Origin of the sequence: Streptomyces sp. PKU-EA00015, assembly GCF_013387495.1 — a bacterium.
Lineage (GTDB): Bacteria > Actinomycetota > Actinomycetes > Streptomycetales > Streptomycetaceae > Streptomyces.
Genome location: NZ_JABZEE010000015.1, coordinates 103,430 through 128,637, shown reverse-complemented (window position 1 = coordinate 128,637; position 25,208 = coordinate 103,430). Strand labels below are relative to the sequence as shown.

18 protein-coding genes and 2 pseudogenes are annotated in these 25,208 nt (G+C 70.3%); 14 read left to right on the top strand and 6 right to left on the bottom strand.

What is annotated here, in order from left to right:
• The first annotated feature begins 51 nt into the window (after window positions 1–51).
• The 7 genes from putP to HW130_RS13795 all read left to right on the top strand — a co-directional run bounded on the left by putP (window position 52) and on the right by HW130_RS13795 (window position 10,681).
• Window positions 52–3,615 carry a sodium/proline symporter PutP gene (gene putP / locus HW130_RS13825; protein ID WP_177149834.1) on the top strand — a complete coding sequence of 1,188 codons (3,564 nt, stop codon included), beginning with the start codon at window positions 52–54 and terminating at the stop codon, window positions 3,613–3,615.
• A 499-nt stretch (window positions 3,616–4,114) separates the two neighbouring features.
• Window positions 4,115–5,185, top strand: a complete 1,071-nt coding sequence (locus tag HW130_RS13820; RefSeq protein WP_256356072.1) for an ABC transporter substrate-binding protein — start codon at window positions 4,115–4,117, stop codon at window positions 5,183–5,185.
• Window positions 5,182–6,075, top strand: coding sequence for an ABC transporter permease (locus HW130_RS13815; protein WP_177149832.1), 894 nt, complete (start codon window positions 5,182–5,184; stop codon window positions 6,073–6,075). The genes HW130_RS13820 and HW130_RS13815 overlap by 4 nt, the downstream gene beginning before the upstream one ends.
• Window positions 6,051–6,833 (top strand): ABC transporter ATP-binding protein, encoded by a 783-nt coding sequence (locus tag HW130_RS13810; RefSeq protein ID WP_177149831.1) that lies wholly within the window; start codon window positions 6,051–6,053, stop codon window positions 6,831–6,833. The genes HW130_RS13815 and HW130_RS13810 overlap by 25 nt, the downstream gene beginning before the upstream one ends.
• Window positions 6,830–8,215, top strand: coding sequence for an LLM class flavin-dependent oxidoreductase (locus tag HW130_RS13805; protein WP_177149830.1), 1,386 nt, complete (start codon window positions 6,830–6,832; stop codon window positions 8,213–8,215). Before HW130_RS13810 ends, HW130_RS13805 begins: the two co-directional genes overlap by 4 nt.
• Window positions 8,212–9,471, top strand: coding sequence for a vanadium-dependent haloperoxidase (locus HW130_RS13800; protein WP_177149829.1), 1,260 nt, complete (start codon window positions 8,212–8,214; stop codon window positions 9,469–9,471). Before HW130_RS13805 ends, HW130_RS13800 begins: the two co-directional genes overlap by 4 nt.
• A gap of 85 nt (window positions 9,472–9,556) precedes the next feature.
• The gene (locus HW130_RS13795) at window positions 9,557–10,681 is read left to right on the top strand and encodes an LLM class flavin-dependent oxidoreductase (RefSeq protein ID WP_177149828.1); all 1,125 of its coding nucleotides are present in this window, start codon (window positions 9,557–9,559) and stop codon (window positions 10,679–10,681) included.
• Between the two features lie 226 nt (window positions 10,682–10,907).
• Here the strand turns inward: HW130_RS13795 and HW130_RS13790 are convergent, their stop codons facing one another.
• On the bottom strand, window positions 10,908–11,717 hold the full coding sequence (locus tag HW130_RS13790; RefSeq protein ID WP_177149827.1) for a CAP domain-containing protein: 810 nt from the start codon (window positions 11,715–11,717) through the stop codon (window positions 10,908–10,910).
• An 822-nt stretch (window positions 11,718–12,539) separates the two neighbouring features.
• On the opposite strand from HW130_RS13790, the pseudogene HW130_RS13785 reads away from it, so the two are divergent.
• A pseudogene (locus HW130_RS13785) lies at window positions 12,540–13,308 on the top strand (SAM-dependent methyltransferase).
• Between the two features lie 277 nt (window positions 13,309–13,585).
• Here HW130_RS13785 and HW130_RS13780 read toward each other — a convergent pair.
• Entirely contained in the window at window positions 13,586–14,269 is a 684-nt protein-coding gene (locus HW130_RS13780) for a DUF4352 domain-containing protein (protein ID WP_177149826.1), read from the bottom strand.
• Window positions 14,270–15,016: 747 nt separating this feature from the next.
• Window positions 15,017–15,394: a DUF6463 family protein gene (locus tag HW130_RS13775; protein WP_256356071.1), complete on the bottom strand. Its 378-nt coding sequence runs from the start codon at window positions 15,392–15,394 to the stop codon at window positions 15,017–15,019.
• Between the two features lie 55 nt (window positions 15,395–15,449).
• Here HW130_RS13775 and HW130_RS13770 point away from each other — a divergent pair, with 55 nt between their 5' ends.
• From HW130_RS13770 to HW130_RS13750, 5 genes and pseudogenes are all read left to right on the top strand, one after another.
• Window positions 15,450–16,031 (top strand): TetR/AcrR family transcriptional regulator, encoded by a 582-nt coding sequence (locus tag HW130_RS13770; protein ID WP_218183501.1) that lies wholly within the window; start codon window positions 15,450–15,452, stop codon window positions 16,029–16,031.
• A 264-nt stretch (window positions 16,032–16,295) separates the two neighbouring features.
• A complete protein-coding gene (locus tag HW130_RS13765) occupies window positions 16,296–17,216 on the top strand; it encodes a Ku protein (RefSeq protein ID WP_177149825.1) in 921 nt (306 codons plus the stop codon).
• A 78-nt stretch (window positions 17,217–17,294) separates the two neighbouring features.
• Complete coding sequence (locus tag HW130_RS13760) at window positions 17,295–17,783, top strand: hypothetical protein (RefSeq protein WP_177149738.1); 489 nt, start codon at window positions 17,295–17,297, stop codon at window positions 17,781–17,783.
• An 83-nt stretch (window positions 17,784–17,866) separates the two neighbouring features.
• A pseudogene (locus HW130_RS13755) lies at window positions 17,867–18,040 on the top strand (SAM-dependent methyltransferase); the annotation flags it as partial.
• 412 nt (window positions 18,041–18,452) lie between these two features.
• Entirely contained in the window at window positions 18,453–19,544 is a 1,092-nt protein-coding gene (locus HW130_RS13750; RefSeq protein ID WP_177149824.1) for an ABC transporter substrate-binding protein, read from the top strand.
• 550 nt (window positions 19,545–20,094) lie between these two features.
• On the opposite strand, the gene HW130_RS13745 is transcribed toward HW130_RS13750, so the two are convergent.
• The 3 genes from HW130_RS13745 to HW130_RS13735 form a co-directional block, all read right to left on the bottom strand.
• Entirely contained in the window at window positions 20,095–20,493 is a 399-nt protein-coding gene (locus tag HW130_RS13745; RefSeq protein ID WP_177149823.1) for an STAS domain-containing protein, read from the bottom strand.
• A 560-nt stretch (window positions 20,494–21,053) separates the two neighbouring features.
• The gene (locus HW130_RS13740) at window positions 21,054–21,926 is read right to left on the bottom strand and encodes a TetR/AcrR family transcriptional regulator (protein ID WP_177149822.1); all 873 of its coding nucleotides are present in this window, start codon (window positions 21,924–21,926) and stop codon (window positions 21,054–21,056) included.
• Window positions 21,927–21,966: 40 nt separating this feature from the next.
• Complete coding sequence (locus HW130_RS13735) at window positions 21,967–23,346, bottom strand: NAD(P)/FAD-dependent oxidoreductase (RefSeq protein ID WP_177149821.1); 1,380 nt, start codon at window positions 23,344–23,346, stop codon at window positions 21,967–21,969.
• Between the two features lie 279 nt (window positions 23,347–23,625).
• Here HW130_RS13735 and HW130_RS13730 point away from each other — a divergent pair, with 279 nt between their 5' ends.
• A complete protein-coding gene (locus HW130_RS13730) occupies window positions 23,626–25,185 on the top strand; it encodes an APC family permease (protein ID WP_177149820.1) in 1,560 nt (519 codons plus the stop codon).
• Window positions 25,186–25,208 lie beyond the last annotated feature (23 nt).

The window sequence follows — 25,208 nt, the reverse complement described above, 5'->3', positions numbered from 1 at the left end:
GCTGAGCCGACGTTGTTGCCTGTGCTCATCCGCCTCCCGAGCGAGGAAGACATGTCCGACCTGAGCGCGCCGGTTCTGGCCACGTTCATCGTCTACGTGGTGGCCGTGATCGCGGTGGGGATCTGGGCCTACACCCGGACCCGTACCTTCGCCGATTTCGCGCTGGGCGGGCGCAGGCTCAGCGCGCCGGTCGCGGCGCTGTCCGCCGGCGCGAGCGACATGTCGGGCTGGCTGTTCCTGGCCCTTCCCGGGGCCGTCTACGCCGCCGGCATCGGCGCAAGCTGGATCGCCGTAGGTCTGGCCGCCGGCACCTATCTGAACTGGCTGCTCGTCGCGCCGAGGCTGCGTACCTACACCGAGCGGGCCGGTAACGCCGTCAGCCTGTCGGCCTACCTGGAGGAGCGTTTCGAGGACCGCACCCGGATGCTCCGGATGGTCTCGGCCGCCGTCACCGTCGTGTTCTTCACCGTCTACGTCGCCAGCGGCCTGGTGGCCGGGGGGCTGCTGTTCGAGCAGGTATTCGGGGTCGCCTTCGAACTCGGGGCCGTGTTGACCGCTGTGGTGATCGTGACCTATGCGTGTCTCGGCGGCTTCCTCGCCGTCAGCCTGACGCACGTCATGCAGGGCACTCTGATGTTCCTCGCCCTGCTGGTACTCCCCCTGGTCGGTATCGCGGCGCTCGGGGGCTTCGGATCCCTGGCGGACTCCCTCGACAGCAAGACGCCGACCCTGCTGGACATCGGGGCCGAGGCCGACTTCGTCGACGGCCGGTGGACGGCGGGCGGATCGCTCGGCGCCGTGGCGATCGTTTCGCTCCTCGCCTGGGGCCTCGGCTATTTCGGCCAGCCGCACATCCTGGCCCGCTTCATGGGCATCCGCAGCCCCAGGGCTGTCCCGGCGGCCCGGCGCATCGGAACGGTCTGGGTGCTGGTCGTGCTCACCGGCGCCATTCTCGTCGGCCTCGTGGGAATCGCACAGTCCGGCGCCCCCCTGGCCAACCCGGAAACCGTCTTCATCGTCCTGAGCGAGACCCTGCTCAACCCCTGGATCGCCGGGCTGATGCTGGTCGCGGTACTGGCCGCGATCATGTCGACCGCGGACAGCCAGCTCCTGGTGTCCTCCGTCGCCCTCACGGAGGACTTCTACCGGGCGTTCCTCAGACGGCGTGCCTCGGACAGGACGCTGGTGTGGGTCGGTCGCGGCGCCGTGGTGGTGGTGATCACGGTCGCCTGCCTGGTCGCGCTGGGGGGCGGCGGTGTACTGAACATCGTCGCCTACGCCTGGGCGGGCTTCGGCGCGGCCTTCGGACCGGTCGTCCTCCTGTCGTTGTACTGGCCGCGTATGACCTGGGCGGGGGCCATGGCCGGAATCGTGTCGGGCGCGGCCACGGTGCTCCTGTGGGACAGGATCAATCCGCTGCTCGGGCCGCTCGAGTCGGGCATCTACGAGATGGTTCCGGGCGTGCTGGTCGCCACAGTCGCCGCGCTGGTCTTCGGCAGGTTCGTCGGCCGGCCACCGCAGCGTGCTTTCTGGCGGATGCCGGGAGGCGGGGTCAGCCAGCTGCTGCTCGTGCCGTTCCTGTCCGACGCGCCGGTCGGTGTGGCCGTCCTGGACACCGATCTGCGCTACGTCTGGGTGAACAAGGTGCTGGGGCGGCTGATGCCAACGGAACGACGACTGGGGCGCCAGGTGAAGGAGGTACTGCCGAGGCCCACGGCAGAGGCGTTCGAGGAGAGAATGCGGACCGTCCTGCGGACCGGGGCTCCGGTGATGGACCACGAGTTCAGCGGCTTCGGCCATGGCGAGCCCTACCTGGAGCGGGCGTACTCGGCCTCGTTCTTCGGCATGAAGGACCGCCGCGGCCGACAGGTGGGCGTCTGGTACATGATCATCGACGTCACCGAGCGCCGACGGGCACAGGAGCGCCTCGCCCTCCTGAACGACGCCAGTGCCCGTATCGGCAGCGCGCTGGATGTGCAGCTGACCGCGCAGGAACTGGCCGACAACGCCGTGCCCTCCGTCGCCGACTTCGTCGCCGTCGACCTGCTGGACTCGGTCATCAGGGGCGAGGAGCCCGCTCCCGGGCCGGTCGACCTCGGACCCGTCATCCGCCGCGCGGGGCAGAGGTCGGTCCGCGAGGGGAGCCCGGAGGCGCGACTGGCCGTGGGGGAAGTGGTCCAGCGCGCGCCGTCCTCGCCCGTCGCCCGCTGCCTGCTGGAGAGCAGGACCCTGGTGGAGGACCTGGAACACTCCCCCGAGGCGTGGGTGGCCATGGACCCGTCGCTGGGCCCCGCCATCCGTCGGTTCGACCTCCGCTCAATCATGGTGGTGCCGGTGCGGGCCCGCGGCGTCACCCTGGGCGCGGCGACGTTCGTCCGGTCCGGGCGTTCGTGGCCCTTCGAGGAGGACGACGTACGTCTCGCCGAGGAACTCGTCTCCCGTGCCGCCGTGTCCATCGACAACGCACGCCGCTTCACCCGCGAGCGGACCGCGGCCCAGTCGATGCAGCAATACCTGCTGCCGCAGGAGCTGACCGGAGGATCCGCGCTGGAGGTGGCATCGTGGTACTGCCCGGCGGATGCGCCGAACGGCGTGGGCGGTGACTGGTTCGACGTGATTCCCCTCTCCGGGGCCCGGGTCGCGTTGGTCGTCGGGGACGTGGTCGGGCACGGCATCCACTCCGCGGCGACCATGGGGCGGCTCCGCACGGCGGTGCGCACGCTGGCCAATCTGGACCTTCCCCCCGACGAACTGCTGGCCCACCTGGACGACCTGGTCATCGGCCTCATCGAGTCGCGCGGCGGCGGTGAGCCGACATCGGCCGAGAACGAGAGCGTGGGCACCGCGATGTTGGGGGCCACCTGCCTGTACGCCGTGTACGACCCGGTCACCGGAGTGTGCACACTGGCCCGGGCCGGTCACCTCCCGCCTGTGATCGTCGGACCCGACGGCGCCGTCGACTTCCTGGACCTGCCCGCCGGACCGCCGCTCGGCCTCGGCTCCCTGCCCTTCGAGTCGGGGGAACTGGAACTGGCCGAGGGCAGCCTGATCGGGCTGTACACCGACGGCCTCATCCGGGCTCCGGACCGGGACATCGACGTCGGGCTGTCCAAGCTGAGCGGCACACTCGCGGTGCCCGGCCCGTCTCTGCAGGAGACAGGCAACCACGTGGTCGATGAGCTGCTGGCCGTTCCGCCGCGCGACGATGCCGCCCTGCTCCTTGCCCGGACCCGCCTGCTGGGCTCGGACCGGGTCGCGTCCTGGGACCTGCCCTCGGACCCCGCCGCCGTCGCAAACGCCCGCAGCGTCGCCGGCCGGCAACTGTCGGAATGGGACCTGGACGATCTGACGTTCACCACGGAGCTGATCGTCAGCGAGCTGGTCACCAACGCCATCCGTCATGCGACCGGCCCGATCGTTCTGCGGCTGATCCGGGACCGTGCCCTGATCTGCGAAGTGTCCGACGCGAGCAGCACTTCGCCTCGCCTGCGCCACGCCCGGACGACGGACGAGGGAGGGCGGGGCCTGTTGATCGTCGCCCAGCTCGCCCGCCGTTGGGGCACGCGCTACACCAAGACGGGAAAGATCATCTGGACGGAACAGGTGATCCCCTGATCCCCCACCCGCCGTCGGCGCCGTCGACCGGTCGATCTGCCGGTAGTCACAGGTGGGACCACCGGCGGCGCTGAGGGCGCTGATCAGCTCGGCCCAGGTCTGGCCGGCGTCGGGGTCCGCCTTCCGCGCTGTTGTTGTCCCCTGGACCGGACCGCGTTGTAACGCGGACATGGCCCGCCTACGACAGTGTCATTGCAGCGGGGGCCGAACGAACCGACGCTTCTTGACCGGGTTTCGGCCCGTGGCTACGTTCGCCGATGTGCGGATCTCCCAGCGGTTTCGGAAGAGGCGGGCCATCGATCTGATGCGCGTCGCCACCGCGGTGTGTAGCTGAGCCCACCGGGGTGTGCAGCTGACCCCACCGCGGTGTGCAGCTGACCCCACCGACGCTGTCCGACTGCTTCGGCTTCCCCTTTCCCCTTTCGCCACGTTCCGGGCTCATCCCCGCCCTGGTGGCTTCTCACGCTCTGTGAAGGCATGAATGTCCCCTCGCTTGCGCATGCCCCCATCCCTACCGACCGCCCTCACGGCCACGCTCTCGGCTGCCCTTCTGCTGACCGCCTGCGCGGGCACCACACAGTCCACGGCTACCGGCAAAGACGTCTCCGAGGAGAAGATCCCGGCCGCGGTCTCCCCCGACACCACCCTGACCGTCGGTGCGCCGCAGCTCAGGGTCGCACTGGAGCTGTCGGGTCAGATCGACAAGCTTCCCTTCAAGGTGGAGTGGGCCAACATCAGCGGCGGACCGAAGTGCTCCGAGGCCTTCCGTGCCGGGGCTCTCGACCTCTGCTCGGCCGCGGAGATCCCGTCGATCAACGCTCACTGGACGGGCCTCGACACCAAGCTCGTGGCGGCGAAGTTCCGCAAGGATCCGCTCCGGCACCCGGTCTACGAGCTGGGCGTCGCTCCCGGGGCAGGCATCAGGACGCTTGCGGACCTGCGCGGCAAGAAGATCGCCTACAGCCCGGGCCAGGCGCAGGGCGCGCTCGTGCTGCGGATCCTGGAACAGGCCGGGCTCACGCAGAATGACGTCCAGCTCATCGAGCTGGCCAGTACCGACGACGTCTATCCCACGGCACTCGGCAATCGCCAGGTGGATGCCGCTCCCATCGCAGACGTCAACGTCAAGCGCTATCTGACCACATACGGCAGCGCCGGCGGAACGACCGTCAGGCACGGCCTGCGGGACGACCCAGAGCACCTGTGGGCGCTCACCGACACCGTCAGCGACGCGCAGAAGTCCTCCGCCGTCAGGGAACTCATCGCGTTCTGGGCGCGGGCCCAGATCTGGATCGACAAGCACCCGAAGGAATGGGTCGAAGGCTATTACGTCAAGGACCAGGGACTGAGCCGCGAGGACGGCGAGTATCTCGTCGAGCGGATCGGCCACCCCGACATTCCGGCGGACTGGACCGGCGCCATCCGACGTCAGCAGCAGACCATCGATCTGTTGGCGAAGAAACAACACCGTGAGGCTTTCAAGGCGGACATCCTCTTCGACCGGCGATACGAGTCCGTGGCCGCCGCCGCCATCGCGGATGACGGGAACGGCGGAGGGAAGACACCATGAGTGCCACGGTCTTCGACGAGCGGCCGTCGCCGGCGACGAACGACGATCAGCCGCCCCCGGCTGCGAAGCCCGCAGCGGCCGCCACCCTCCGGCGCCCTTCGCGCCACCGCAGCAGGGGACGGCTCGGCCCGGGCCGCCCCCTGCCGTACGGCTGGGCTGCCGGCCCGCTGCTGCTGCTCGCAACCTGGGCGGCAGGCTCCGCCGCAGGCCTCATCGACGCCCGCAGCCTGCCCGCACCGTGGACCATCGCGGCCTCGGCGGGTGACCTCATCGCCGACGGCAGGCTGCAGTCCCACCTCACGACGTCCGCCCGACGCGCCCTGCTGGGCCTGGTGTTCGGCGTGGCCGGTGGGCTTCTGCTCGCGGTCGTCTCCGGGCTCAGCCGGTTGGGCGAGGCGTTGATCGACGGACCGGTGCAGATCAAACGGGCGGTCCCGTCACTCGCGTTGATCCCCCTGCTGATCCTTTGGTTCGGCATCGGCGAGACGATGAAGGTCGTCACGATCGCGCTCGGCGTCTTCGTGCCGGTCTACATCCACACCCACAACGGACTGCGCACCATCGACAACCGCTATGCCGAACTGGCGGAGACCGTGCGGCTCGGCAGGCTGCGGTTCGTCCGCCACGTCGTCCTGCCCGGGGCCCTTCCCGGCTTCCTGCTGGGGATGCGTTTCGCGGTGACCGCCGCGTGGCTCGCGCTGGTCGTCGTCGAACAGGTCAACGCGACGAGCGGAATCGGCTACATGATGGAGCTCGCGCGGACGTACGGACAGACCGACGTCATCATCGTCGGCCTCGTCGTGTACGGACTCCTCGGGCTCGTCTCCGACGCCCTGGTACGGCTCGTGGAGAGGAGGACGCTGTCATGGCGGCGCACACTGGCGGGCTGACCGCCGCCGAGGGACGGGCGACCGACCGCGCGACCGACCGCACGGCGGTCCGGATCGGCGCTCTCGTACGCTCCTTCGGTGAACGCAGGGTCCTCGATGGGCTCGAACTGAGCATCGTTCCAGGTGAGTTCGTCGCCCTGCTCGGGCGCAGCGGCTCCGGCAAGAGCACGCTGCTGCGAGCGCTGGCCCGGCTCGACCACGAGGTGGAGGGGAGCGGCGAACTCGTCGCGCCCGACCAGGTCTCCGTCGTCTTCCAGGATGCCCGGCTGCTGCCCTGGAAACGCGTGCTCGACAATGTCGTCCTGGGTCTGACCGGACCGGGCGCCCGACAGCGCGGCAGGGCCGCCCTCGCCGAAGTCGGTCTCGAGGGGCGCGAGCGGGCCTGGCCCGTCGAACTGTCCGGAGGGGAGCAGCAGCGCGTCTCGCTCGCGCGCTCCCTCGTACGCGAACCGCACCTGCTGCTCGCCGACGAACCGTTCGGCGCGCTGGACGCCCTCACCCGGATCAGGATGCACGTACTGCTGCGCCGGCTGTGCGCACTGCACCGGCCCGCCGTACTCCTGGTCACCCATGACGTCGACGAGGCGATCGTTCTCGCGGACCGGGTGGTGGTGCTGGACCGGGGCCGGATCGCGGCAGACCTTCCCGTGGACCTCCCGGCACCGCGCCGCCACGGCAGCCCCGAGTACGCGGCCCTGCGGGACCGCCTGCTCGCACAGCTGGGAGTGGACCTCGTGGAGGAGGGCAGCCCGGCATGACCGCGCGACGGCAACTGCATCTGAATCTGTTCGTCTATCCGGGCGGCCACCACGAGGCCGCCTGGCGCTACCACGGCACCGACCCGAGCCGCATTCTGGACATCAGGTTCTACCAGGATCTCGCACGCACGGCCGAACAGGCCGCCTTCGACGCCGTCTTCTTCGCGGACGGCCCGTCCCTCGCCGACAACGTCCGCTACGCCAGCCGCTTCCGGCTGGAGCCGTTCACCTGGCTGTCCGCCATCGCCGCGGCCACCGAACGGATCGGGCTGATCGCCACGGCGTCCACCACCTACACCGAGCCCTACAACCTGGCTCGCCTCTTCGCGTCGCTGGATCATCTCAGCCGGGGCCGGGCCGGCTGGAACATCGTCACGACGGGCGCACCGCAGGCAGCGCAGAACTTCGGCCTCGACGAGCACCCGGTGCACGCCGAACGCTACGACCGGGCGCGCGAGTTCGTCGACGTCGTGACAGAGCTGTGGGACAGCTGGGAGGACGAGGCGCTGGTCGCCGACCAGAAGACGGGTGTCTTCGCCGACACCGACCGGATACGCCCAATCGACCACGAGGGCCGTCACCTCAAGGTGCGCGGGCCGCTCAACACACCTCGCACGCCCCAGGGCCGCCCGGTCTACGTCCAGGCCGGTTCCTCACGGGACGGTCGCGCGTTCGCGGCCCGCTACGCCGAGGCCGTGTTCACCGCGCACCAGACTCTCCACAGCGGCCAGGAGTTCTACGCCGACATCAAGGCGCGGGCCGCGGCGCTCGGCCGAGACCCGGGCCGGGTCCTCGTCCTGCCGGGCATCAGTCCGTTCATCGGCTCGACCGAGGTGGAAGCACGCGCGCTGCAGGAGGAGTTCGACGAACTCACTCAGCCCGAGTACTCGCTCCAGCTCTTGCACCGCCTGCTGGGCATCGAGCTCGGTGCCGACCAGCTCGACGGCCCGGTACCGCGCGAGCTGATCGAGACCCGGGGCGAGCGCGGCAACGGCAGCCGCTTCCAGCTGATTCTCGACATCATCAACCGCGAACAGCCCACCGTGCGCCGGCTGTTGCACCGCCTCGCCGGCGCCCGCGGCCACCGCGTGGTCACGGGTACACCGGAACGGATCGCCGACGAGATCCAGGAGTGGTTCGAGCACGGGGCGGCCGACGGCTTCAACATCATGCCGCCCTGGCTGCCGGGCGGTTTCGACCTCTTCGCCGAGCAGGTGGTGCCGATCCTGCGCGAGCGCGGCCTGTTCCGCACCGCGTACCAGGGCGCCACGCTGCGCGATCACTACGGACTGCCGCGGCCGACCGGCAGCCACACCTCCCCGACCCTACCGAGCACACCGGCCGCACCGGCCGCACCGGCCGCACCGAAGGAGAACGCGTGAAATCGTCCGGATTCCGGCCCGCCCTCGTCGCCCTGGGCTCGGCGGCCCTGCTGACCGCCTCGGTTGTCGTTCCGCAGGCCGCCGCGGTCCCGCAGTCCGCCGCGGCCGGCCGTACTTCCACGGCGCTCACCTGGTACGACGCCACGGCCGAGACCATCGCGTCAGCCGGGGCGCCCACCCAGATCACCAACAGCCGTACCTGGGCCATCGGCTGGCTCGCGGCCGCCCGAGCCACCCGCAGCGTGCCCGCGGACGTCGAGCGCGGCGCCTACCAGGAGGCCGCGCTCGCCGGTGCCGTGCACCGAGCTCTGGTGACGCTGGTCCCGAGCCGTACGGAGCAGCTGGACGCGACGTTCAGGGAGACCCTCGACGCGATACCCGACGGCCCGGCGCAGGAGCGCGGGGTCGCGGCCGGAGTGCGGCAGGCGGACCTCGTCCTTCGATGGAGGGAGAGCGACGGACTCGACCCGGCATCGGTCAACGCGCCATATGCCGTGCCCCCCGCGGCGCCCGGCGTGTGGCAGCCGACGCCACCCGCGTACGCACCGGCGACACAGTACGGCAACCGGCTCGCCGAGCCGTTCCTGCTCACGGCACAGAGCCAGTTCCGGCTCGGCCCGCCGCCGGCCCTGGAATCCCGGCGCTACGCCGCCGATCTCGCGGAGGTGCGGGAGTACGGCGCGGCGGACAGCACGGCGCGCGGCGCCCACCGGACCGAGACGGCCGCCTTCTGGCTCGGCTCCTCGCTCACCCTCTACACCGAGCCGCTGCGCGTCGCTCTCTCCCGATCGGGCGAGGGAGCCGCCGGGCAGGCGCGGCTGCTCGCGCTCTTCCACGTCGCGCTGGTCGACACGCAGATCGCCACCTCCGACAGCAAGTACGCCTACGAGCGGTGGCGTCCGGTCACCGCGATCCGTACCGGCGCCATCGCTCCCGATCCGGGATGGACGCCGCTGCACACCACCCCCGCCCACCCCGACTACCCGAGCGGCCACACCACGTACTCGGGCGCCTCGGAGACCGTGCTGTCGGCGCTCGTCGGGCCGCGTACCGCCCCGTTCCCCCTGACCAGCCCCACCGCACCCGGAGTGACCAGGACATACACCGCCTGGAAGCAGCTCTCGGACGAGAACGTCGACGCCCGGGTCTTCTCCGGCATCCACACGCGGTCGGCCGACGAGGCCGGGATCACGCTCGGCTCGAACGTGGCCCGGTACGTCCTGGCGAACGCGGGACGACTCCTCGCCTCACCCTGACAGACCATTCGGCCGCTACGTCCCGGCAGCACCCGAACGCCACCGCACGGCGTGCTCTGACGAACCCCCTGATCGGAGACCCCGCGTGTCCCTCACCTTCCACTGGTTCCTCCCCACCAGCGGTGACAGCCGCCACGTCGTCGGCGGCGGCCACGGCACCCCTGCCTCGGAGTCAGGACGCGACCGGCCGCCGACGGTCGCCTATCTGAGCCAGATCGCCCGCGCCGCCGAGGACCTCGGCTTCGTCGGAGCGCTCACCCCCACCGGCGCCTGGTGCGAGGACGCCTGGCTGACCACGGCGATGGTCAGCCAGAACACGGAACGGCTCAGATTCCTGGTCGCCTTCCGCCCCGGCTTCGTCTCGCCGACGCTCGCCGCGCAGATGGCGTCGACCTTCCAGCGGCACACCGGCGGCCGGCTCCTGCTCAACGTCGTCACCGGCGGGGAGAGCCACGAGCAGCGCGCCTACGGCGACTTCCTCGACAAGGACGCGCGCTATCGCAGGACCGGCGAATTCCTGCAGATCGTACGGGAGTTGTGGGAGGGCAAGACCGTCGACCTGGACGGCGAGCACCTCCGGGTCGAGGACGCGGGGCTGGCCCGGCTGCCCGACCCGGTACCGGAGGTCTATTTCGGCGGCTCCTCGCCTGCCGCCGGCGAGGTCGCGGCGCGCCACGCGGACGTGTACCTGACCTGGGGCGAGCCGCCCGCCCAGGTCGCTGAGAAGCTCTCCTGGATCCGGAGGCTGGCCGCGGAACACGGCCGCACCCTTCGCTTCGGGATCCGGCTGCACGTCATCACCCGTGACACGGCCGAGCAGGCCTGGGCGGAGGCGAGCCGGCTCCTCGACGGCTTCGGCCACGAGGCCGTCGAAGCCGTCCAGGCGGGCCTCGCCCGCAGCGAGTCCGAGGGCCAGCAGCGCATGCTCGCCCTGCACCGTGGCAGCCGTGACCGCCTGGAGATCCACCCCAATCTGTGGGCCGGCATCGGTCTGGTGCGCGGCGGCGCAGGCACCGCGCTGGTCGGCAGCCACGACGAGGTCGCCGAGCGGATCAAGGAGTATCACGCCCTCGGCATCGAGGAGTTCGTCCTCTCCGGATACCCGCACCTGGAGGAGGCGTACTGGTTCGGGGAGGGCGTGCTGCCGAGACTGCGGGCGCAGGGCCTGTGGACCCATCCGTTGTGGACCTCGGCGTCCACCACGCCGTGAGCGGCACCGCCCGTCTGCGCAACCTCGCTCTCTCCGGACGAACGAGTGGGCCGGACACCGGGCGACCGCGTCCGCACCGACTCGAAGATCGGTTGGGGACAAGCCTTGGGTGAGGTGACACGAAGGCGAGCGGCCGACCGCCGGCCGTAGAGGAGACGACGAGGCCCCTGCCGTGGTGATCACGGCAGGGGCCTCCCGCTGTCGCTCCAGCCCTTCGCAGCGCCGCCTATCGGGCCGTGCCGAAGTCCTGCGTCCAGTAATCGCCCGGCTGCGCGAGGCCGACGCCGATCTCCTTGAACGCGCAGTTGAGGATGTTCTCCCTGTGGCCGGGGCTGGACATCCAGCCCGCCATGACGCTCTCGGGGGTCTCGTAACCGTAGGCGACGTTCTCGCCGTACGTGCTCCAGCTGTAACCGGCGCGCGTGATCCGGTCACCCGCGTCCGAGCCGTCGGAGCCCGTGTGGGACATGTTCTGGTGAGCCGCCATGTCCTCGCTGTGATCCTGCGCGGCCTTGCTCAGCTTCGCGTTCAAGGTCACGGGGGAGCATCCGGCCTTGCTGCGCTCACTGTTGACGAGTTCCACGACGCGGGCGACATCGCCGGACGCCGGCGCCGCGGTGGACGGCGCGGCCGACTCGGGCGCGGCCGGCTTCGTCGTGGTCGGCTTGGGCGCGGCCGGCTTCGACGCGACGGGCTTGGGCGCGGCCGGCTTGGGTGCCGCCGTCTTCGTCGCGGTGGGCTTGGGCGCCGCCGGCTTCGACGCTGCCGGCTTCGGGGTGCCCGGCGTCGCGGTGGGGGTCTGCGACTCCTGCGCGCTCGGCTTCCTGTCCCACTTGTTCCCGTCCCACCACAGCTCGGACTCGTTCCCGTGCCACGCCTGCTCGGAACGTGCATTCTCCCACTGGTAGGACCCTCTGTTCCCGGTCCCCTCCGGGTTCATACATGCCATGGCGACTGAGGGCACACCCACGGCCGCCATGGCGACGGCAGCGATGGCTATCTTCCGGTGGTGCGTCGTTCTGCGGTGCTTGCTCATGTGTGACCTCACTCGTCATCGCGGAGCGCCACCGACAGGGTTTGCCGGCCCGTTCTGTGTGTGACCTGCGGGGACGCCTTTGCGGGCAGCCATTGTTAGGACCACTGCGCGCTGAGGGCAACGCGCGCCTCCTACTACCTCGGGTAGTAGGAAAGGGACGCCCTTGCGATGTGCACAGGGGCGTGCAGGCCCCCATGCGGAACCTTCCGATCCTTTTGACACCCCATCAAAAAGCCCTCTGCGGTCGAGAGGCGGGCGGATGCACCGAGACGACCAAAGGCGGCCGAGCGCCGCCGGGGGCATGTCCGTATCGAGATGGACAAATAGCCTTATGTCGACAAGGGGCGATCTACTATCGGCCCTCCTGTCGCCTGAAACGGCTGTGACGGATGTCACGGAACCATTGCTTCCGTTTCGTTGCCGGGCCTGACCGCCGAGATTGATCCCGCCGCGCCCGGGTCAGATGGGTCGGTCGCCCGGACGAGGCCGACGGCGGCCTGGACGTACTGATCGACAACGCGGGACGCCGATGAGGTTTTCGTCCCCGTCCCAAGGACGCGTCAGCCGACACAGCCGGCCTGCGGGCAGGTCGCAGAGCCGGCTGACCGGAGCTGTTCCCGGGAGGGGGCCTTGGCCTTCTCGGAGGAACGCTCAGCCGATCCACTCTCGGACCTCGCCCAGGAGGCCGTCGAGGGCGGCGAGGCGTTCGAGAGCGGCGCGGCTCTCCGACCGTTCCTGCGTGCTGCGCTACGAAGGGCTCGATCCTCGCAGCCCGAACGCAAACTCGATGTTCATGACAGGCTCGCCGACTAGCGTCGCCTCATGGATGAAACCGGTCTTCCGCCGCGCCCGACACGGCTCGCTTTCCACGGTCCCCCGTCCGAGGCCCGAGCCGCACGGATCGTCGGCAGACTCGCCCGAGCCGCCCCAGCGACGGTTCTGGACATCGGTTTGTGGATGGGGTGAGCTGATGCTCCGCATCCTCGAAGCGGTGCCGGCGGCGACCGGGCTCGGGATCGATCTCAACGAAGAGGACACCGCTCGGGGGCGCGAGAACGCCGAGGCCCGCGCGCCGGCCGAACGCGTGGAGTTCGTCCGGGGGTCTGCTGCGGAGGGAGGGGCACGTGGGCCCGCCGATCTCGTCCTGTGCCTGGGAGCCAGTCACGCGCTCAGCGACGCACGCCCACCGCAGCACACTGTCGACGCACTTCAGGCACTGCGACGGATGGTCGCACCCGGAGGGCGTGTACTCCTCGGCGAGACCTTCTGGCAGCGTTCCCCCACTTCCGCCGAGCTGGCAGCAATGTGGCCGGGCGCCCGCGCCGACGAACTCCATGACCTGGCCGGGCTCGTTGACCTCGCCGTATCCGCCGGGTTCCGGCCTGCCTGGGTCGAGACGGCCGGCAGCGAGGAGTGGGAGGAGTTCGAGTCGGGCTACCACGCCGACGTGGAGGAATGGCTGGCCACCCAGCGGGACCCCCCACTGGCGAATGAGACGCGCGAGCGTGTCGACCGGCACCGGACGAGCTGGCTGAGAGGGTACCGGGAGGTGCTCGGGCTGGCCTACCTCACACTGATCCCCGTGGACTGAACGACGGCGGTGCTCCTCGGCCTGGCTGCTCAGGCAGGGAGCGCATCGCCAACCGCACAGCCTCCCGTGGCCCGGCAGCGACGGGGCGACGCGCCCGTCGGGGAAGCGGCATCCCCCTACGAACTCCCGATACTCGGCCGTTGCCTGTCTGCGCACCGGCGTGCGAGGTACCCCCTGCCCAACGGGAAGCCGGCGGCTCCGCCTCACAGCGAGGACGCCGGCACAACGACGCCCCGTGCCTCAGTGGGTTGCGGGGGCGTTCGGCCGCGTGTCGCGGTCAGGACACGTCGCCTCGGACCGTGTCGCCAAGGAGACCGTCCGTGTACGTGACGTACTTGGGCGTGAAGCCGCCCTTGCCGGTGATGACGCCGGTCATGTTCTCGCCGGGCGCGAGGTCGGTGGTGTCCATCTGGTTCTCGTCGACACCGAGTTCGGCCGTGTGCTTGCTGCCGCCGGTGTCGGTGAGGGAGAAGTACAGCGGGTTGACGCTGATCTTCTTGTCACTGTTGTTCGTGATCGTCACCTGGACGCTGGTGTACGCGCCTCCGTCGTGGAGGATGCTCGGGGCGAACGCCGTCTTCTTCGCCGCGATCTTCACGGGCGACTGGGGGGCCGGTTCGGACTCGGCAGGGGTGTCGTCCTTCTTCTCCTGCGCCGGCTCGGCCGGGGCGCTGCTCTTCGGTGCGGCCTTGCCGTCGGCCTGGGTGGTGTCGTCACCGCTCCCGGCTATGGCGCCGACGAGGATGAGGAAGGCGAAGACACCGCCGAAGGCGATGCCGGCGACGGCCCAAGTGGACATGCGCTTCTTCGGGGGCGGCGGGGTCTGGTACGGCGCGGGGCCGCCGGCGTAAGGGCCGGGGTGGGGCTGCTGGGGTGCCGGGTATCCGTAGCCGGGCTGCGCGCCGTGCCCGTGCCGTGGCTGCTGACCGTACGGCGACCGGGGCGGGTTGGGGTGCGTCATGTGAGCGGGTCTCCTGATGGTGGGGACGAAAAGGGGAAGGGATCGGCCGAGCGGTCCGGCGAACTCGCCGGTTGCCGCTTCCTGTTGGGCGCGCCTGGATACGGCTCCGGCTGCCGAACTCGGCCTGCTGGAGGCGGTTACCGCCGTCGGTACTGAGGGGATGGCCGCCCAGATGCCGTCTCCGAGCGCGGGCCGAGCGTCGGCCGTGCACTGTCTTGTGCGCACGAAGTGCTGATGATGTGTTCGTTTCGTGACGACAGAGTACGGATCGGATGTGTGACGCGCGTAGGTTGCGGAGGGTTGCAACACGCGAAGCGCATCACGTAGCCGGGGGCTACCCGCGGCTCGTGAGCTTCAGGATCGGCAACGCCGCACCGACGGCAGCACAGAGTTGCGGCTCGCGCAGCACGAAGGCGTCAGGCGCGGCGGCGAGTACGTCGCTGTGGGTCATGCCGGATGAGCCGTGGGGTCGCTTGCCGCTGCTGCCGCAGCGTGAGCGGCGCGTCGACATCCGGGTTCGCCGGCCGCGGCCGGACCGGGAGCGATTCTGTCGCTGCACGACACCGAGGCCGTCGCCGAAGGCCCCCGCGGACGGGAGATGGGCGAGGCCCTTCACGAGGTACGAGCGTGGCGCCTTGGCAGCGACCGGGCGTCGGTTCTGTCGCGACAGCAGTTCAGCCGCTCGTCTCGTCGGCCACGTCACCCGAACACGTCCCGCACTCGTTCAACAGATCCGGTTATCGGCTCTCACCCAGCCGTGCGCCGGGCCGCACGGATCAGCAGCACCGCGGGGACAAGGCCGAGCAGCAGCGGAGTCGGTTCCAGAATCGCCGCCCCCACCAGGCACCACGTGGCAAGACCCCAGCCGATGGACTGCGGCACCGCGACGCCCCGGCGGGCGAGTTGGCAGATGAGGAGACCGAGCAGCAGCAGGGGAACGGCGAAGCTCGCGACCACGATCCAGAACGCCCCGTTGGCCCCGCTCGGATGCACGAACTCGTCGCGAGGCAGCCCCCAGAGAGCACCACTGAACCATTCGTCGACGTACTCGCCGTTCTGCGCACCTAGCGCGATCAGGTGTCCGACGCCCATCACGACCAGGATGCGACCCGCCCAGAGACTCATGGCTCCCCTTACGAGACTCATAGTTTCGGAACTGTGGGTACCGTATCATCCCGGCATGGGACGACCAAGAGACAGCCGGGTGGACGAGGCGATCCTCACCGCGACCCGCGAACTGCTCGCACACAGCGGATACGCCGGCTTGACGATGGACGCCGTGGCCGAGCACGCGGGCATCGGGAAAGCGGCCATCTACCGGCGCTACGCGACCAAGCAGGACATGGTGTTCGCGGCCGCGATTCACGTCCCGGACCTGCCCCCGTCGCCGGACACCGGGACCCTGGAGGGCGACCTGACCGTCCTCGTCCAGGAGATCGTCGACCACCTGACCGCACCGGCGGCCACCAGTGCGGTCCTGGGGCTGCTCGCCGACATCGGCACCTCGCCCGACCTCGCAGTCCACTTCCACCAGACGTTCGTCGTCCGCGAGCAGGCCGGCATCCGCGAACTTCTGGAACGGGCAGTCACCCGCGGCGAGCTCCCCACGCTTCCCGACGTCTCCCTCGTCCACGCCCTGGTGACCGGCCCGGTCTTCACCACGCTGTACCTCCAGCACCGCACCCCGGACGGCCTGGCCGCACAGCTGGGCCGGCTCATCGCCGCCGCATTGGCCACCGAGCCGGCTCCCCCACGCCCGTGACCGGCCACCACGAAGGCGCCGTCTCTGGGTGCAGAACGGGGAGCAGGGAGGGGTCGCGTGCTGGACGTGTGGAGTGCGCGGGCGGGCGCGCGGGGCTCATCCGGGCGCGGCGAACCTGGCAGCCATCACTCGAACAGCCGAGGGGCATGACCGGCGATTCTCGCTCTCGTGTCGGATCGGCCGTCGTCAGGACAGCGTGATGAAGAAAATGACGCGAGAATTGAGAACCTACACGTGCTCGGGGATGTCACGGAGGTTCTCGCCATGCCCCGCCCCATCTGGTCCGGTGCCGTGAGCTTCGGGCTCGTGACCATCCCGATCAAGGTGGTGCCCGCCACCGAGAGCCACAACATCTCCCTCCGGCAGATCCATCTCGAGGACGGCGGCCGGATCCGGTACCGCAAGATCTGCGAGCTCGAGGACAAGCAGGTCAGCGACGCCGAGATCATCAAGGGCTACGAGGTCGACAAGGACACTGTCGTCGCCGTCACCGACGAGGACCTGGCGGACATGCCGCTGCCCACCGCGAAGTCGATCGAGATCGCCGCGTTCGTCCCCGCGCAGTCCATCGATCCTGTCCGTATCGGCGACAGCTACTACCTCGAGCCCGCCGGGCAGGTCGCCGCCAAGCCCTACAAGCTGCTCCGCCAGGCGCTGGAACGCTCAAGCAAGGTCGCGGTCGCGCACTTCGCGCTGCGCGGCCGCGAGCGGCTCGGGCTCCTGCGCGTGAAGGGCGAGGCGATCGTTCTCCACTCGATGCACTGGCCCGATGAGATCCGTTCCCCCGAGTCCCTCGCGCCGCCGCCCGTGGAACTGGGCGACTCGGAGATCGACGGAGCGGTGGAACTCATGGACGCCATGACCGAGGACCACATGCCCGACCTCACCGACCACTACCGCGAGGCACTCGAAGAGGTCATCGCCGCGAAAGCGGAAGGCAAGGCACCGCCGACGCCGGAGGAGCCGCAGCCGGCCGGGCAGGTCGTCGACCTCATGGCCGCGCTCAACGCGTCCGTGAAGGCCGCCAAGGAGTCCCGCGGCGAGGAGCACGCGACGGTGCACGAGATGCCGAGGAAGAAGGCCGCGGCGAAGAAGGCGCCCGCCAAGAAGGCGACGGCGAAGAAGGCCGCGGCCAAGAAGACGGCCGCGAAGAAGACGCCCGGGCGCAAGCCCAGAGCGTCCTAGGCCAGGCCGTTTCTGACAAAGATCATCGCGGCGGCGGCCTTCCTCCAGGGATGTTGGGCCACTGCGTGTGGGGAGGTCATGCGTGTGATCAACCAGGATGGCGGCCCGTACCGCGAACTCGTACTCGTGGACGGACTGAGCCCTGCGGACGTCGTGCTTGTTCATCGCGAGGCGCTTCGCGTCCTGCGCCCTGGCATCGACACAGCCCACCTCGACGCCTACAGCGACGATGCCTGGCCGCCTGCAGTGCTGCACTCGTACGAACGGGCGCTGTCCTTGGCCAGGGAGGCGGTGGCGCAGGGCACTCGCTCCCGGCGCGCCGATCCCGGGATGGGGATCGACATCGACGTCCGTGACGACGCGCAGTTCGAGCTGCTGCTGGACTTGGCTCCCCACACGATCAACGCCGAAGGCCGGCGAGGAGACCGGCTGATCTTCAGCGCCAGTGACTCGGGGACCTCCCTGTGGATTGCCGTCACACAGGATCAGGCGGCAGAACTCCTGTCCCGACTGGACGCGCTGGGGATCCCACCGACCGTGCTATCCGTCCGGCCACGTGGCCGCTGAGGCGCGTTCATGATGCGGGCCCGTCGCGATCAGCACCTCCAGCGGGTCCAACGCATCGTCCACGGCCCGGGTCGTCAGGCAGACGGGACGCGTGGCTGGACCAGATGCCCACCCTGGGCGCCTTCACCCGGCTCCCGCCGGACAAGCCGGCGAAGGTGCTGGAGGGCGTCAGCGCCGCCATCGACGCGATAGGCGGCAGCTTCACGATGCGTTACGCAACGGTGGCCGTCACCGCGGCGCGAACCGGTGCCCCCTGACCCGGCTCCACGGCCTGTCACTGCTCGCCACATGTGTCCATCAGCACCCGCCCTGCCGAAGTCGAGGACCGCAACGTGCCCTGCCGCTGGGCACCCATGAGAACACCAACCGCCGACTACGGCAGTACCTGCCCCAGGGCGCGGATCTGCGGACGTTCAGCCAGGCCGACCTCGATGCCATCTGCCACAACGTCAACCACCGTCCCCCGCGGGGCTCATGGCCACCGCACTCCGGCAGAGGTCTACGCCGGCCTCCTGAACAGTGGTGATGCGCTGACCGCTTGAGCTCGCCAAGGTTTCTTGAAGCGTGGCAGCTCAGCGAACGAATAATCGGTTGCCTCTTGGCGATGGTGGTGGATGCAATGTCCGGCATGGTCACCCAGGTGCGCCCCCCACGGCGGGACGAGATGAGATGAACACGTACTACGCTGACGGATCATCCGTCCAGATCGGCGCTCTCGTTCCGCTGACTCGGCCTGGCTGGGTCGAGGCAGGCCAACACTTGCTCGCTGGACTCGAGTTGGCCGTTCGGGAGGTCAACGAGGCCGGCGGGATCGTCGGAAGACCACTCGAGCTGGTGGTCCGCGACACCGCGGCTGATCCACAGAGGGCCGCGGCGGCCGTAGACGAATTGGCTCACCTGGGCGTGGCCGCCTTGGCGGGGGAGTATCACAGCGTCGTCGCTCGCGCCGCTGCCGCCAGGGCCGACGCCCTCGGCCTGCCGTTCCTCTGTTCGTCAGCGGTTGTCGACGCGCTCACCGAACAGCCGACGGAATGGGTCGCGCGCCTCGCCCCGGCGCAGTCCCGGGGCTGGCAGATCTACGCGGACTTCCTCCTCAGCGCGGGCCACAGTCGAATCGCCGTAGCAGCCGAGCCGAGTGTCTACTGGGCGTCCGGGATCCGCATTCTGCGGGACCACCTCGCTCCACGCGGCGGCACCGTCGTCGAACTCGACATGCGCGCGCTCGCCCCCACGGCGGTGTGCGACGAACTCGTCGACAATCGCGCGACAGCCCTCCTGCTTCTGGTCGGCCACCCGGAGCCGGCAGTGTCGATCGTCAAGTCCGTCCGCCGCGACCAGCGCCTCGCCGGGATCATGATGGGTGCTCCGGCCGGGCAGCCGGAGTTCGCCGAATGGGCGACGTTGCTGGGCGACGACAGCGCCGCGATCCCGTTCCTGCGCTACCTGCCCGAGCGCCTCAGCCCACTCGGTGCACGAGTCGAGACGGTTCTCCGCGAGCGGCTGGGCGAGGCGCCCTGCTTCGTCGCCTTCGAGGGCTACGACACGGTCGCCGTCCTCGCCGATGTGCTGCGTACTCAGGGCGCGGACCGGGCGCGCACTGCCGAATACTGGCCGCGCGTTGCCGTCGAAGGCACCCGCGGGCAGATCCAGTTCTCCCGCATGCCAGGCATCAGCGTCTGGCAATGGGCTCGGACGCCAATCCAAGTCGTTGATCGAGATCCGGCAGAACCCGATCGCTTTCGGATCCTTCACGCCGACTGAGAGAGCGCCGCGCCGCCTGCACCAGGCGCGCGCCCACCCCCGCCGACCGCCGCCCCGGCCAGCCGTGGCGGCCCGGCGCCCCGGCGCCCGCGCCCGTCGGCCCGGACACCCCCAGCGCGGACATCCGCATGGGATACGCCCGCTGCTCGATCCTCACCCCAGGAACTCCAGACCCAGCTCGACGCGCTCGCCGCCCGGCGCATCCCCCGCGACAAGACAGGGCCGCAGTCGGCGACCCATCCGGCTCCCCGCGAACGTGGGGCACTACGAAGACACCTTCCGCCTGACGGACGGCAGTTGGCTCCTTGCCACCAGAACCACCTTCCTGCCCTTCGGCGGCACGACCGAACGTCTCGCCCCCACGGACCGGTCGTGAGCCGCACACGTTGATCCGCCTCGGGTCCCAGCGTGCTCAAACCACAGCGACAAGATCGTCCGCTGCCGTCCGGCGGGGAAACCCACTCCCCCACCGGAACGGGCCGAGCGTTGGAGCGTCAGTCGCCCTTCACCATCTGCGCGCCCCGTGCGGCCGGAGCACCGGTCGCCGCCGTCACGGCCCTTGATCAGTGCCGTCGCCCGGCCCCCGGCGCTCGCCACCCGGGTCGGAAGCGGGCCTTCGGACCGTCTGCTCGGGTTCGATGGTGAACGCCCCGCCGCTGCCGGACAGCCGCAAGACGCGGGCCAGGGAGCACGGCACGGCCCGCAGGCACAGATCCACGTCGTGGGCGCGGGCGGCACGGGCGCCCGCCAGGAGCGCGCTCACTCCCGTGCAGTCGCAGAAGTGCACCTTCCCCAGGTCCACGACGATGTGCTGGTACTCGGCGACGGCGGCGCGGAGGGCTTGCCTGACGCCCGGGGCGGTGACCACGTCGAGTTCCCCGGCCATGGTCATCCGGCAGCTGTCAGGTCCCGTGGCCGTGAGTTCGACCTGCATCGTGACGTCGTACACCAGCGCCTCCTCACCGGCCGGCGCCCATTCGCAAGAATCGTGTGTCCTACCAGGAAACTCCCGAACCACCGGGCTTGTCTACGCCCTGCCCGGCCGGACGCTCCCCAGAAGCAGTGGGGCGCCCCGTGCGGCTGGATGCCGGGGTGACACGATCGCCGCCGGACCCTCCCGGCGAGGCCCGCGGGCCGGGAAGCCGACGGCGATCCGTGCTCCGGAGCCGGTGACGGGTCCCCACCCCTCTTCCAGAGATCGGACGCCACCGTCAGGCCCTCGAGGACCGCTTCCTCGACCGTGCGCGGGGTGACGCGATCACCGACTGCGAAGACGCGACCGGCCGGGACCCGAGGGCGACGGGGTCGAGCTCGACTCGGTCATGGCGCGCGGCATGACGTTGAAGAGCTCGCTCGGTGTGGCCGAGGGCGCCCACGCCGCCGGTGCGCTGCCGTCCTCGGATTCCAGAACCTCCCGGCGGGGATGGAACAGCTGGCCGAAGATCTTCGTCCCGTGCCGGTGCGCGTACGGCGGGCGCGGCGTACACGGAGGGGTGAGCGGCGGCGCGGTCAGCGCAGGGTGATGTGCGGCTCGAACGCGTCCAGCAGCAGCTCGCGCATCCGTGTCACGGACATCTCTCCGGTCCCTGCCAGCACTTGGATGGCCAAGCCGTCGACCAAGCCGGTGAACCGGCTCGTCAGCGCCTCCGCGTCGGCGTCCGTGCCCATGCCCTCGTCCTGGCAGGCGATCACCAGGTCGAGCACCGTCTGCTGCCAGCGTGCGTAGATGTCGCGCTGTCCTCGGCGCAGGGCGGGGTCGACGATCGCCTCGTTCCACGACTGCACCCACACCGACCATTCGTCGCGGTCCTCGTCACCCGTGATCAGCTGGACCTCGATCAGCCGGCGCAGCTTCTCGGTCGCGCTGTCCGCGTCCCGGAACTCGGCTTCGAGGCGCCGGTGGAGACGTTCGGCGCAGTGGAGCAGAGCGGCTCGCAGGGCGTCGCCTTTCGTCGGGAAGTGGTAGTGCACCGTGCCGGTACTGGTCCCGCACGCGCGGGCGATGTCGGCGACCCGCACCCGGTGGAATCCGCGACGGGCGATGAGTCGTGCGGTCGCCTCGAGGATCTGGGCCCTGCGGACCTCCGCGTCCACGGCGTCCGCACGGCGGCGCGTGTCCGGTGCCGCTGTGTTCTCCGGCGGGGCGGGCGGCCGTCCCTGTCCGGTCCGCAGATACCGCAGTGACACCTTGCCCTCCCGGGCGATGGCAGCGAGTTCGCGGTCCCGGAGACGGCGGTTGCCGTGCAGGGCCTTGGACAGGGCGGTGGGGTCCATGCCGATGCGGTCGGCGAACGCGCGCTGGCTGACCGGTGCCGACCGCACCACCAAGCGCACCCGCTCGGCCACTGTCCGGGCGTCGTCCGCCTGTCGCAACGATGTCATCGTGTCCGGTCCGTCCTGTCCGTCGTCCGTGGGAGCGCCGTCACCGCAGGGAGGCGAGGACGTCGTCGGCGGCCCGGTAGCCCGACGACACGGCGCCGTCGATGTACCCGTTCCACTCCGTCGCGGTCTCCGTTCCCGCCCAGTGCAGGTTCCCGGTCGGCTCCCGCCAGCCGCGTTCGCCGTACCGGCTCCAACCGCCGGGAGTCATGTACGCCTCGTATCCGCCCTGGGCGAAGGGATCCTGTGTCCAGATCTTCTCGGTGTAGTCGCGCGGGCGCCCCGCCCTCGTTCCGGCCACGGCGGCGAAGCTCTCCAGTACGGCGGCCCGGCGGCGGCCCTCGTCGAGGGCGCTGAAGCGGTCCAGGCGGTCGCCGTACACGAATCCGACGAGGATTCCGCACGAGCCGTCGTCCGGGGAGTTGTCGAACACGACGCCGACCGGTCCGTTGTCGTACAAGGTCGCCACACCGGACAGCCCGGACTTCCGCCAGAACGGGGTGTCGTAGACGGCATGGATCTTGGCGACGCGCCCCATCGGGCTGTGCGACAGCCAGCCGTCCCGGCTGTCGGGGAGCGGTGGGGTGAAGCGTATGGCGCGTACGGCGTGCGGGGGCAGTGCCACGATCGCCCGGCGTGCCCGGAGCAGGACGGACCGCGTGCGGACGCGGACGCCTGCCGTGTCGTACTCGATCGCATTCACCTGCTCGCCGAGGCGGACGCGCTCCCCGAGCAGGGCCGCGACGGCGCGGGCCGGGCCGGCCGCGCCCGTGGTGAAGCGGCTGTCCTGGGCACAGCCGCGGGTCTCCATCAGCTGCTCGAAGCCGCCGGCCGCGGCGATGCAGAACAGCACGTGGAAGAGGGAGATCTCGTGCGGTTCCGCGCACCACAGACCTTCAACGGCGAGGGCCAGCCGGCGCCGGGCATCGGTGGCGTCGGTCCGGGAGCGGAAGAAGGAGTGTGCCGTCCGGGCGTCCCACTCCGCGAAGCGGGCGGTGCGCCACGGCCGCTCGGTGTCCACCGTGCGGGCGAGTTCGTCCAGGATCCCCGTGACACGGACGTACTCGAGGATGCCGGGCCCGTCGCTGGGGGCGGCACCGGTGTAGGGGATCCTGCCGCCGTCGTGCCACACCTCGATGTGGCTGCCCGTCTCCCAGGTCGGAAACGTCCGGCATCCGAAACGTGAGGCGAGTTCGAGCAGGCGCGTCTGCGTGGGGCCGACCCACTGGCCGCCGTGATCGAGCGTCACGCCGTCCGCGCGGGTCTCGGTCAGTACCCGCCCGCCGACACGATCGGCCGCCTCGACCAGGGTGAAGTCGGCGTCGTTGTCGTGGAGTCGGAGCCCTGCGGCAAGGCCGGCATACCCTCCGCCCACCACGACGACCTCGGATTCGACCAGATGCTGTGCGCTCCGTCTCTCCATGCCCCGAGAGGATGCGGCAACACTGACGGGTCCGTCAATGGTTGCGGTCAAGCAACGCGGACCGCACGTGCCGGCGCGGGTTCACGCAGCGCGGCCGCCGGCCGCTGCCCGTCCGTCCGGCGCCCGCCGGCGTCGGGAATCCGGCCCCCGGCTTTACCCTGCACGGCTCTTGACAGTCCCGTGTGGCCGGGCTCACAGTGCAGGCTACTGACTGGCTGTTCAGTCAGTAGATGTGCCGCGCCTGTACGAGACCGCCGTGCCGCCGTAGGAGTCCGCCCAGTGACCCAAGCACCCGCCACCTCCAGCAGGGCCGAAGGGCCCGCCCCCGAAACCCCCGACCTCTCCGAGGGCTGGGGCGAACAACGCAGCCGGCTGCGCAAGGAACTGCGCCGCTTCGACGTCCTCCTGTTCCTCATATGCACCCTCGTCGGACTCGACACGATCGGGTCGGTCGCAGCGCAGGGTCCGCAGGGACTGACCTGGATGGCCATCCTCGCGTTGTTCTTCTTCCTCCCCTACGGGCTCCTCGTCGCCGAGCTCGGCTCCGCCTTCCCCGTCCAGGGCGGACCGTACGTCTGGACCCGGCTCGCCTTCGGACGGCTCACCGCGGGCCTCAACCAGATCCTCTACTGGATCTCCAACCCGGTTTGGGTGGGCGGCAGTCTGTGCATCATCGCCCTCACCACCTGGGAGGAGTTCTTCACCCCGCTCCCCGGGCTGTGGAAGTACGCCGCCGGGCTGGTCTTCATCTGGGGTGGCGCGCTCGCCGTCGTCCAGTCCGTCCGGGTCGGCAAGTGGGTCCCGATCGCCGGAGCCTTCGCACGCATCGTGCTGCTCGGCTTCTTCCTCGTCTCGGTCGTCGTCTTCGCCGTCCAGAACGGTGTGCACGCCCTGCCCGCAGGTGAATTCACACCGACCTACGTCGGCTTCGTGGCGCTCGTCCCCGTCCTGATCTTCAACTACGTGGGCTTCGAACTGCCCAGCTCCGCCGCCGAGGAGATGCGCAACCCGCGGCGCGACATCCCGCTCGCCATCCTCCGCTCCGGCTTCGCCGCGCTGCTGCTCTACGGCGGCCCGATCCTCGGCATCCTCTTCGTCCTGCCCAGCGACCGGATCGGCAGCCTCGGCGGCTTCATCGACGCCTGCAAGGCCGTCTTCACCGTCTACGGCGGCTCCATCGCCGCCGACGGCACGGTCACCCTCACCGGTGCCGGCACGGTCTTCGGCGGCATCGCCGCCGCAGGCCTCATCATCGGCCTGCTCACCTCCGGCGTCACCTGGGCGATGGGCGCGCACCGCGCCCAGGCCGTCGCCTGCGCGGACGGCGCCGGACCTGCCTGGCTCGGCACGATCTCCGAGAAGCACGGCACCCCGGTACGGGTGAACCTGCTGTCCGCGGTCCTGGCGTCCGTGCTTCTCGTGGTCGCCCTCAACCTCACCGAAGGCGACGGCGAGAAGTACTTCGCCGCGGGGCTCGGCCTGACGATCTGCACGACCTTCATCTCGTACGTCATCACCTTCCCCAGCCTGGTGGTGCTCCGCCGCAAGTACCCCGACACGCCGCGCCCGTACTCCGTGCCGGGCGGACGCGTCGGGGCCTGGACGGTCACCGCCCTCGCGACCGGCCTGGTCGCCTTCACGGTGGTGGTGCTGATCTGGCCGGGCTTCGGGGTGGGCTGGTTCGGCACGGAGGGCTCCGCCGCCGACTCGCTGCCCGAGGCCTTCGCCGGCCAGCGCCTCGCGTACACACTGAGCCAGGTCGTGCCCCTTCTTGTCATCGCGGTCATCGGCCTCGTCTTCTACTCGCTGGGGGCGAAGACGAGGCGTACCAAGAGCTGAGGATCCGGCGGGGCTCCCGCGCA

Excerpts from the sequence above, each read along its gene's own strand:
- HW130_RS13760 (WP_177149738.1), top strand. The coding sequence starts at position 17,295 with ATGCGTGTGATCAACCAGGATGGCGGCCCGTACCGCGAACTCGTACTC.
- HW130_RS13815 (WP_177149832.1), top strand. The coding sequence starts at position 5,182 with ATGAGTGCCACGGTCTTCGACGAGCGGCCGTCGCCGGCGACGAACGAC.
- HW130_RS13765 (WP_177149825.1), top strand. The coding sequence starts at position 16,296 with ATGCCCCGCCCCATCTGGTCCGGTGCCGTGAGCTTCGGGCTCGTGACC.
- HW130_RS13750 (WP_177149824.1), top strand. The coding sequence starts at position 18,453 with ATGAACACGTACTACGCTGACGGATCATCCGTCCAGATCGGCGCTCTC.
- HW130_RS13770 (WP_218183501.1), top strand. The coding sequence starts at position 15,450 with ATGGGACGACCAAGAGACAGCCGGGTGGACGAGGCGATCCTCACCGCG.
- HW130_RS13810 (WP_177149831.1), top strand. The coding sequence starts at position 6,051 with ATGGCGGCGCACACTGGCGGGCTGACCGCCGCCGAGGGACGGGCGACC.
- HW130_RS13780 (WP_177149826.1), bottom strand. The coding sequence starts at position 14,269 with ATGACGCACCCCAACCCGCCCCGGTCGCCGTACGGTCAGCAGCCACGG.
- HW130_RS13775 (WP_256356071.1), bottom strand. The coding sequence starts at position 15,394 with ATGAGTCTCTGGGCGGGTCGCATCCTGGTCGTGATGGGCGTCGGACAC.
- HW130_RS13790 (WP_177149827.1), bottom strand. The coding sequence starts at position 11,717 with ATGAGCAAGCACCGCAGAACGACGCACCACCGGAAGATAGCCATCGCT.
- HW130_RS13820 (WP_256356072.1), top strand. The coding sequence starts at position 4,115 with ATGCCCCCATCCCTACCGACCGCCCTCACGGCCACGCTCTCGGCTGCC.
- putP (WP_177149834.1), top strand. The coding sequence starts at position 52 with ATGTCCGACCTGAGCGCGCCGGTTCTGGCCACGTTCATCGTCTACGTG.
- HW130_RS13805 (WP_177149830.1), top strand. The coding sequence starts at position 6,830 with ATGACCGCGCGACGGCAACTGCATCTGAATCTGTTCGTCTATCCGGGC.
- HW130_RS13735 (WP_177149821.1), bottom strand. The coding sequence starts at position 23,346 with ATGGAGAGACGGAGCGCACAGCATCTGGTCGAATCCGAGGTCGTCGTG.
- HW130_RS13740 (WP_177149822.1), bottom strand. The coding sequence starts at position 21,926 with ATGACATCGTTGCGACAGGCGGACGACGCCCGGACAGTGGCCGAGCGG.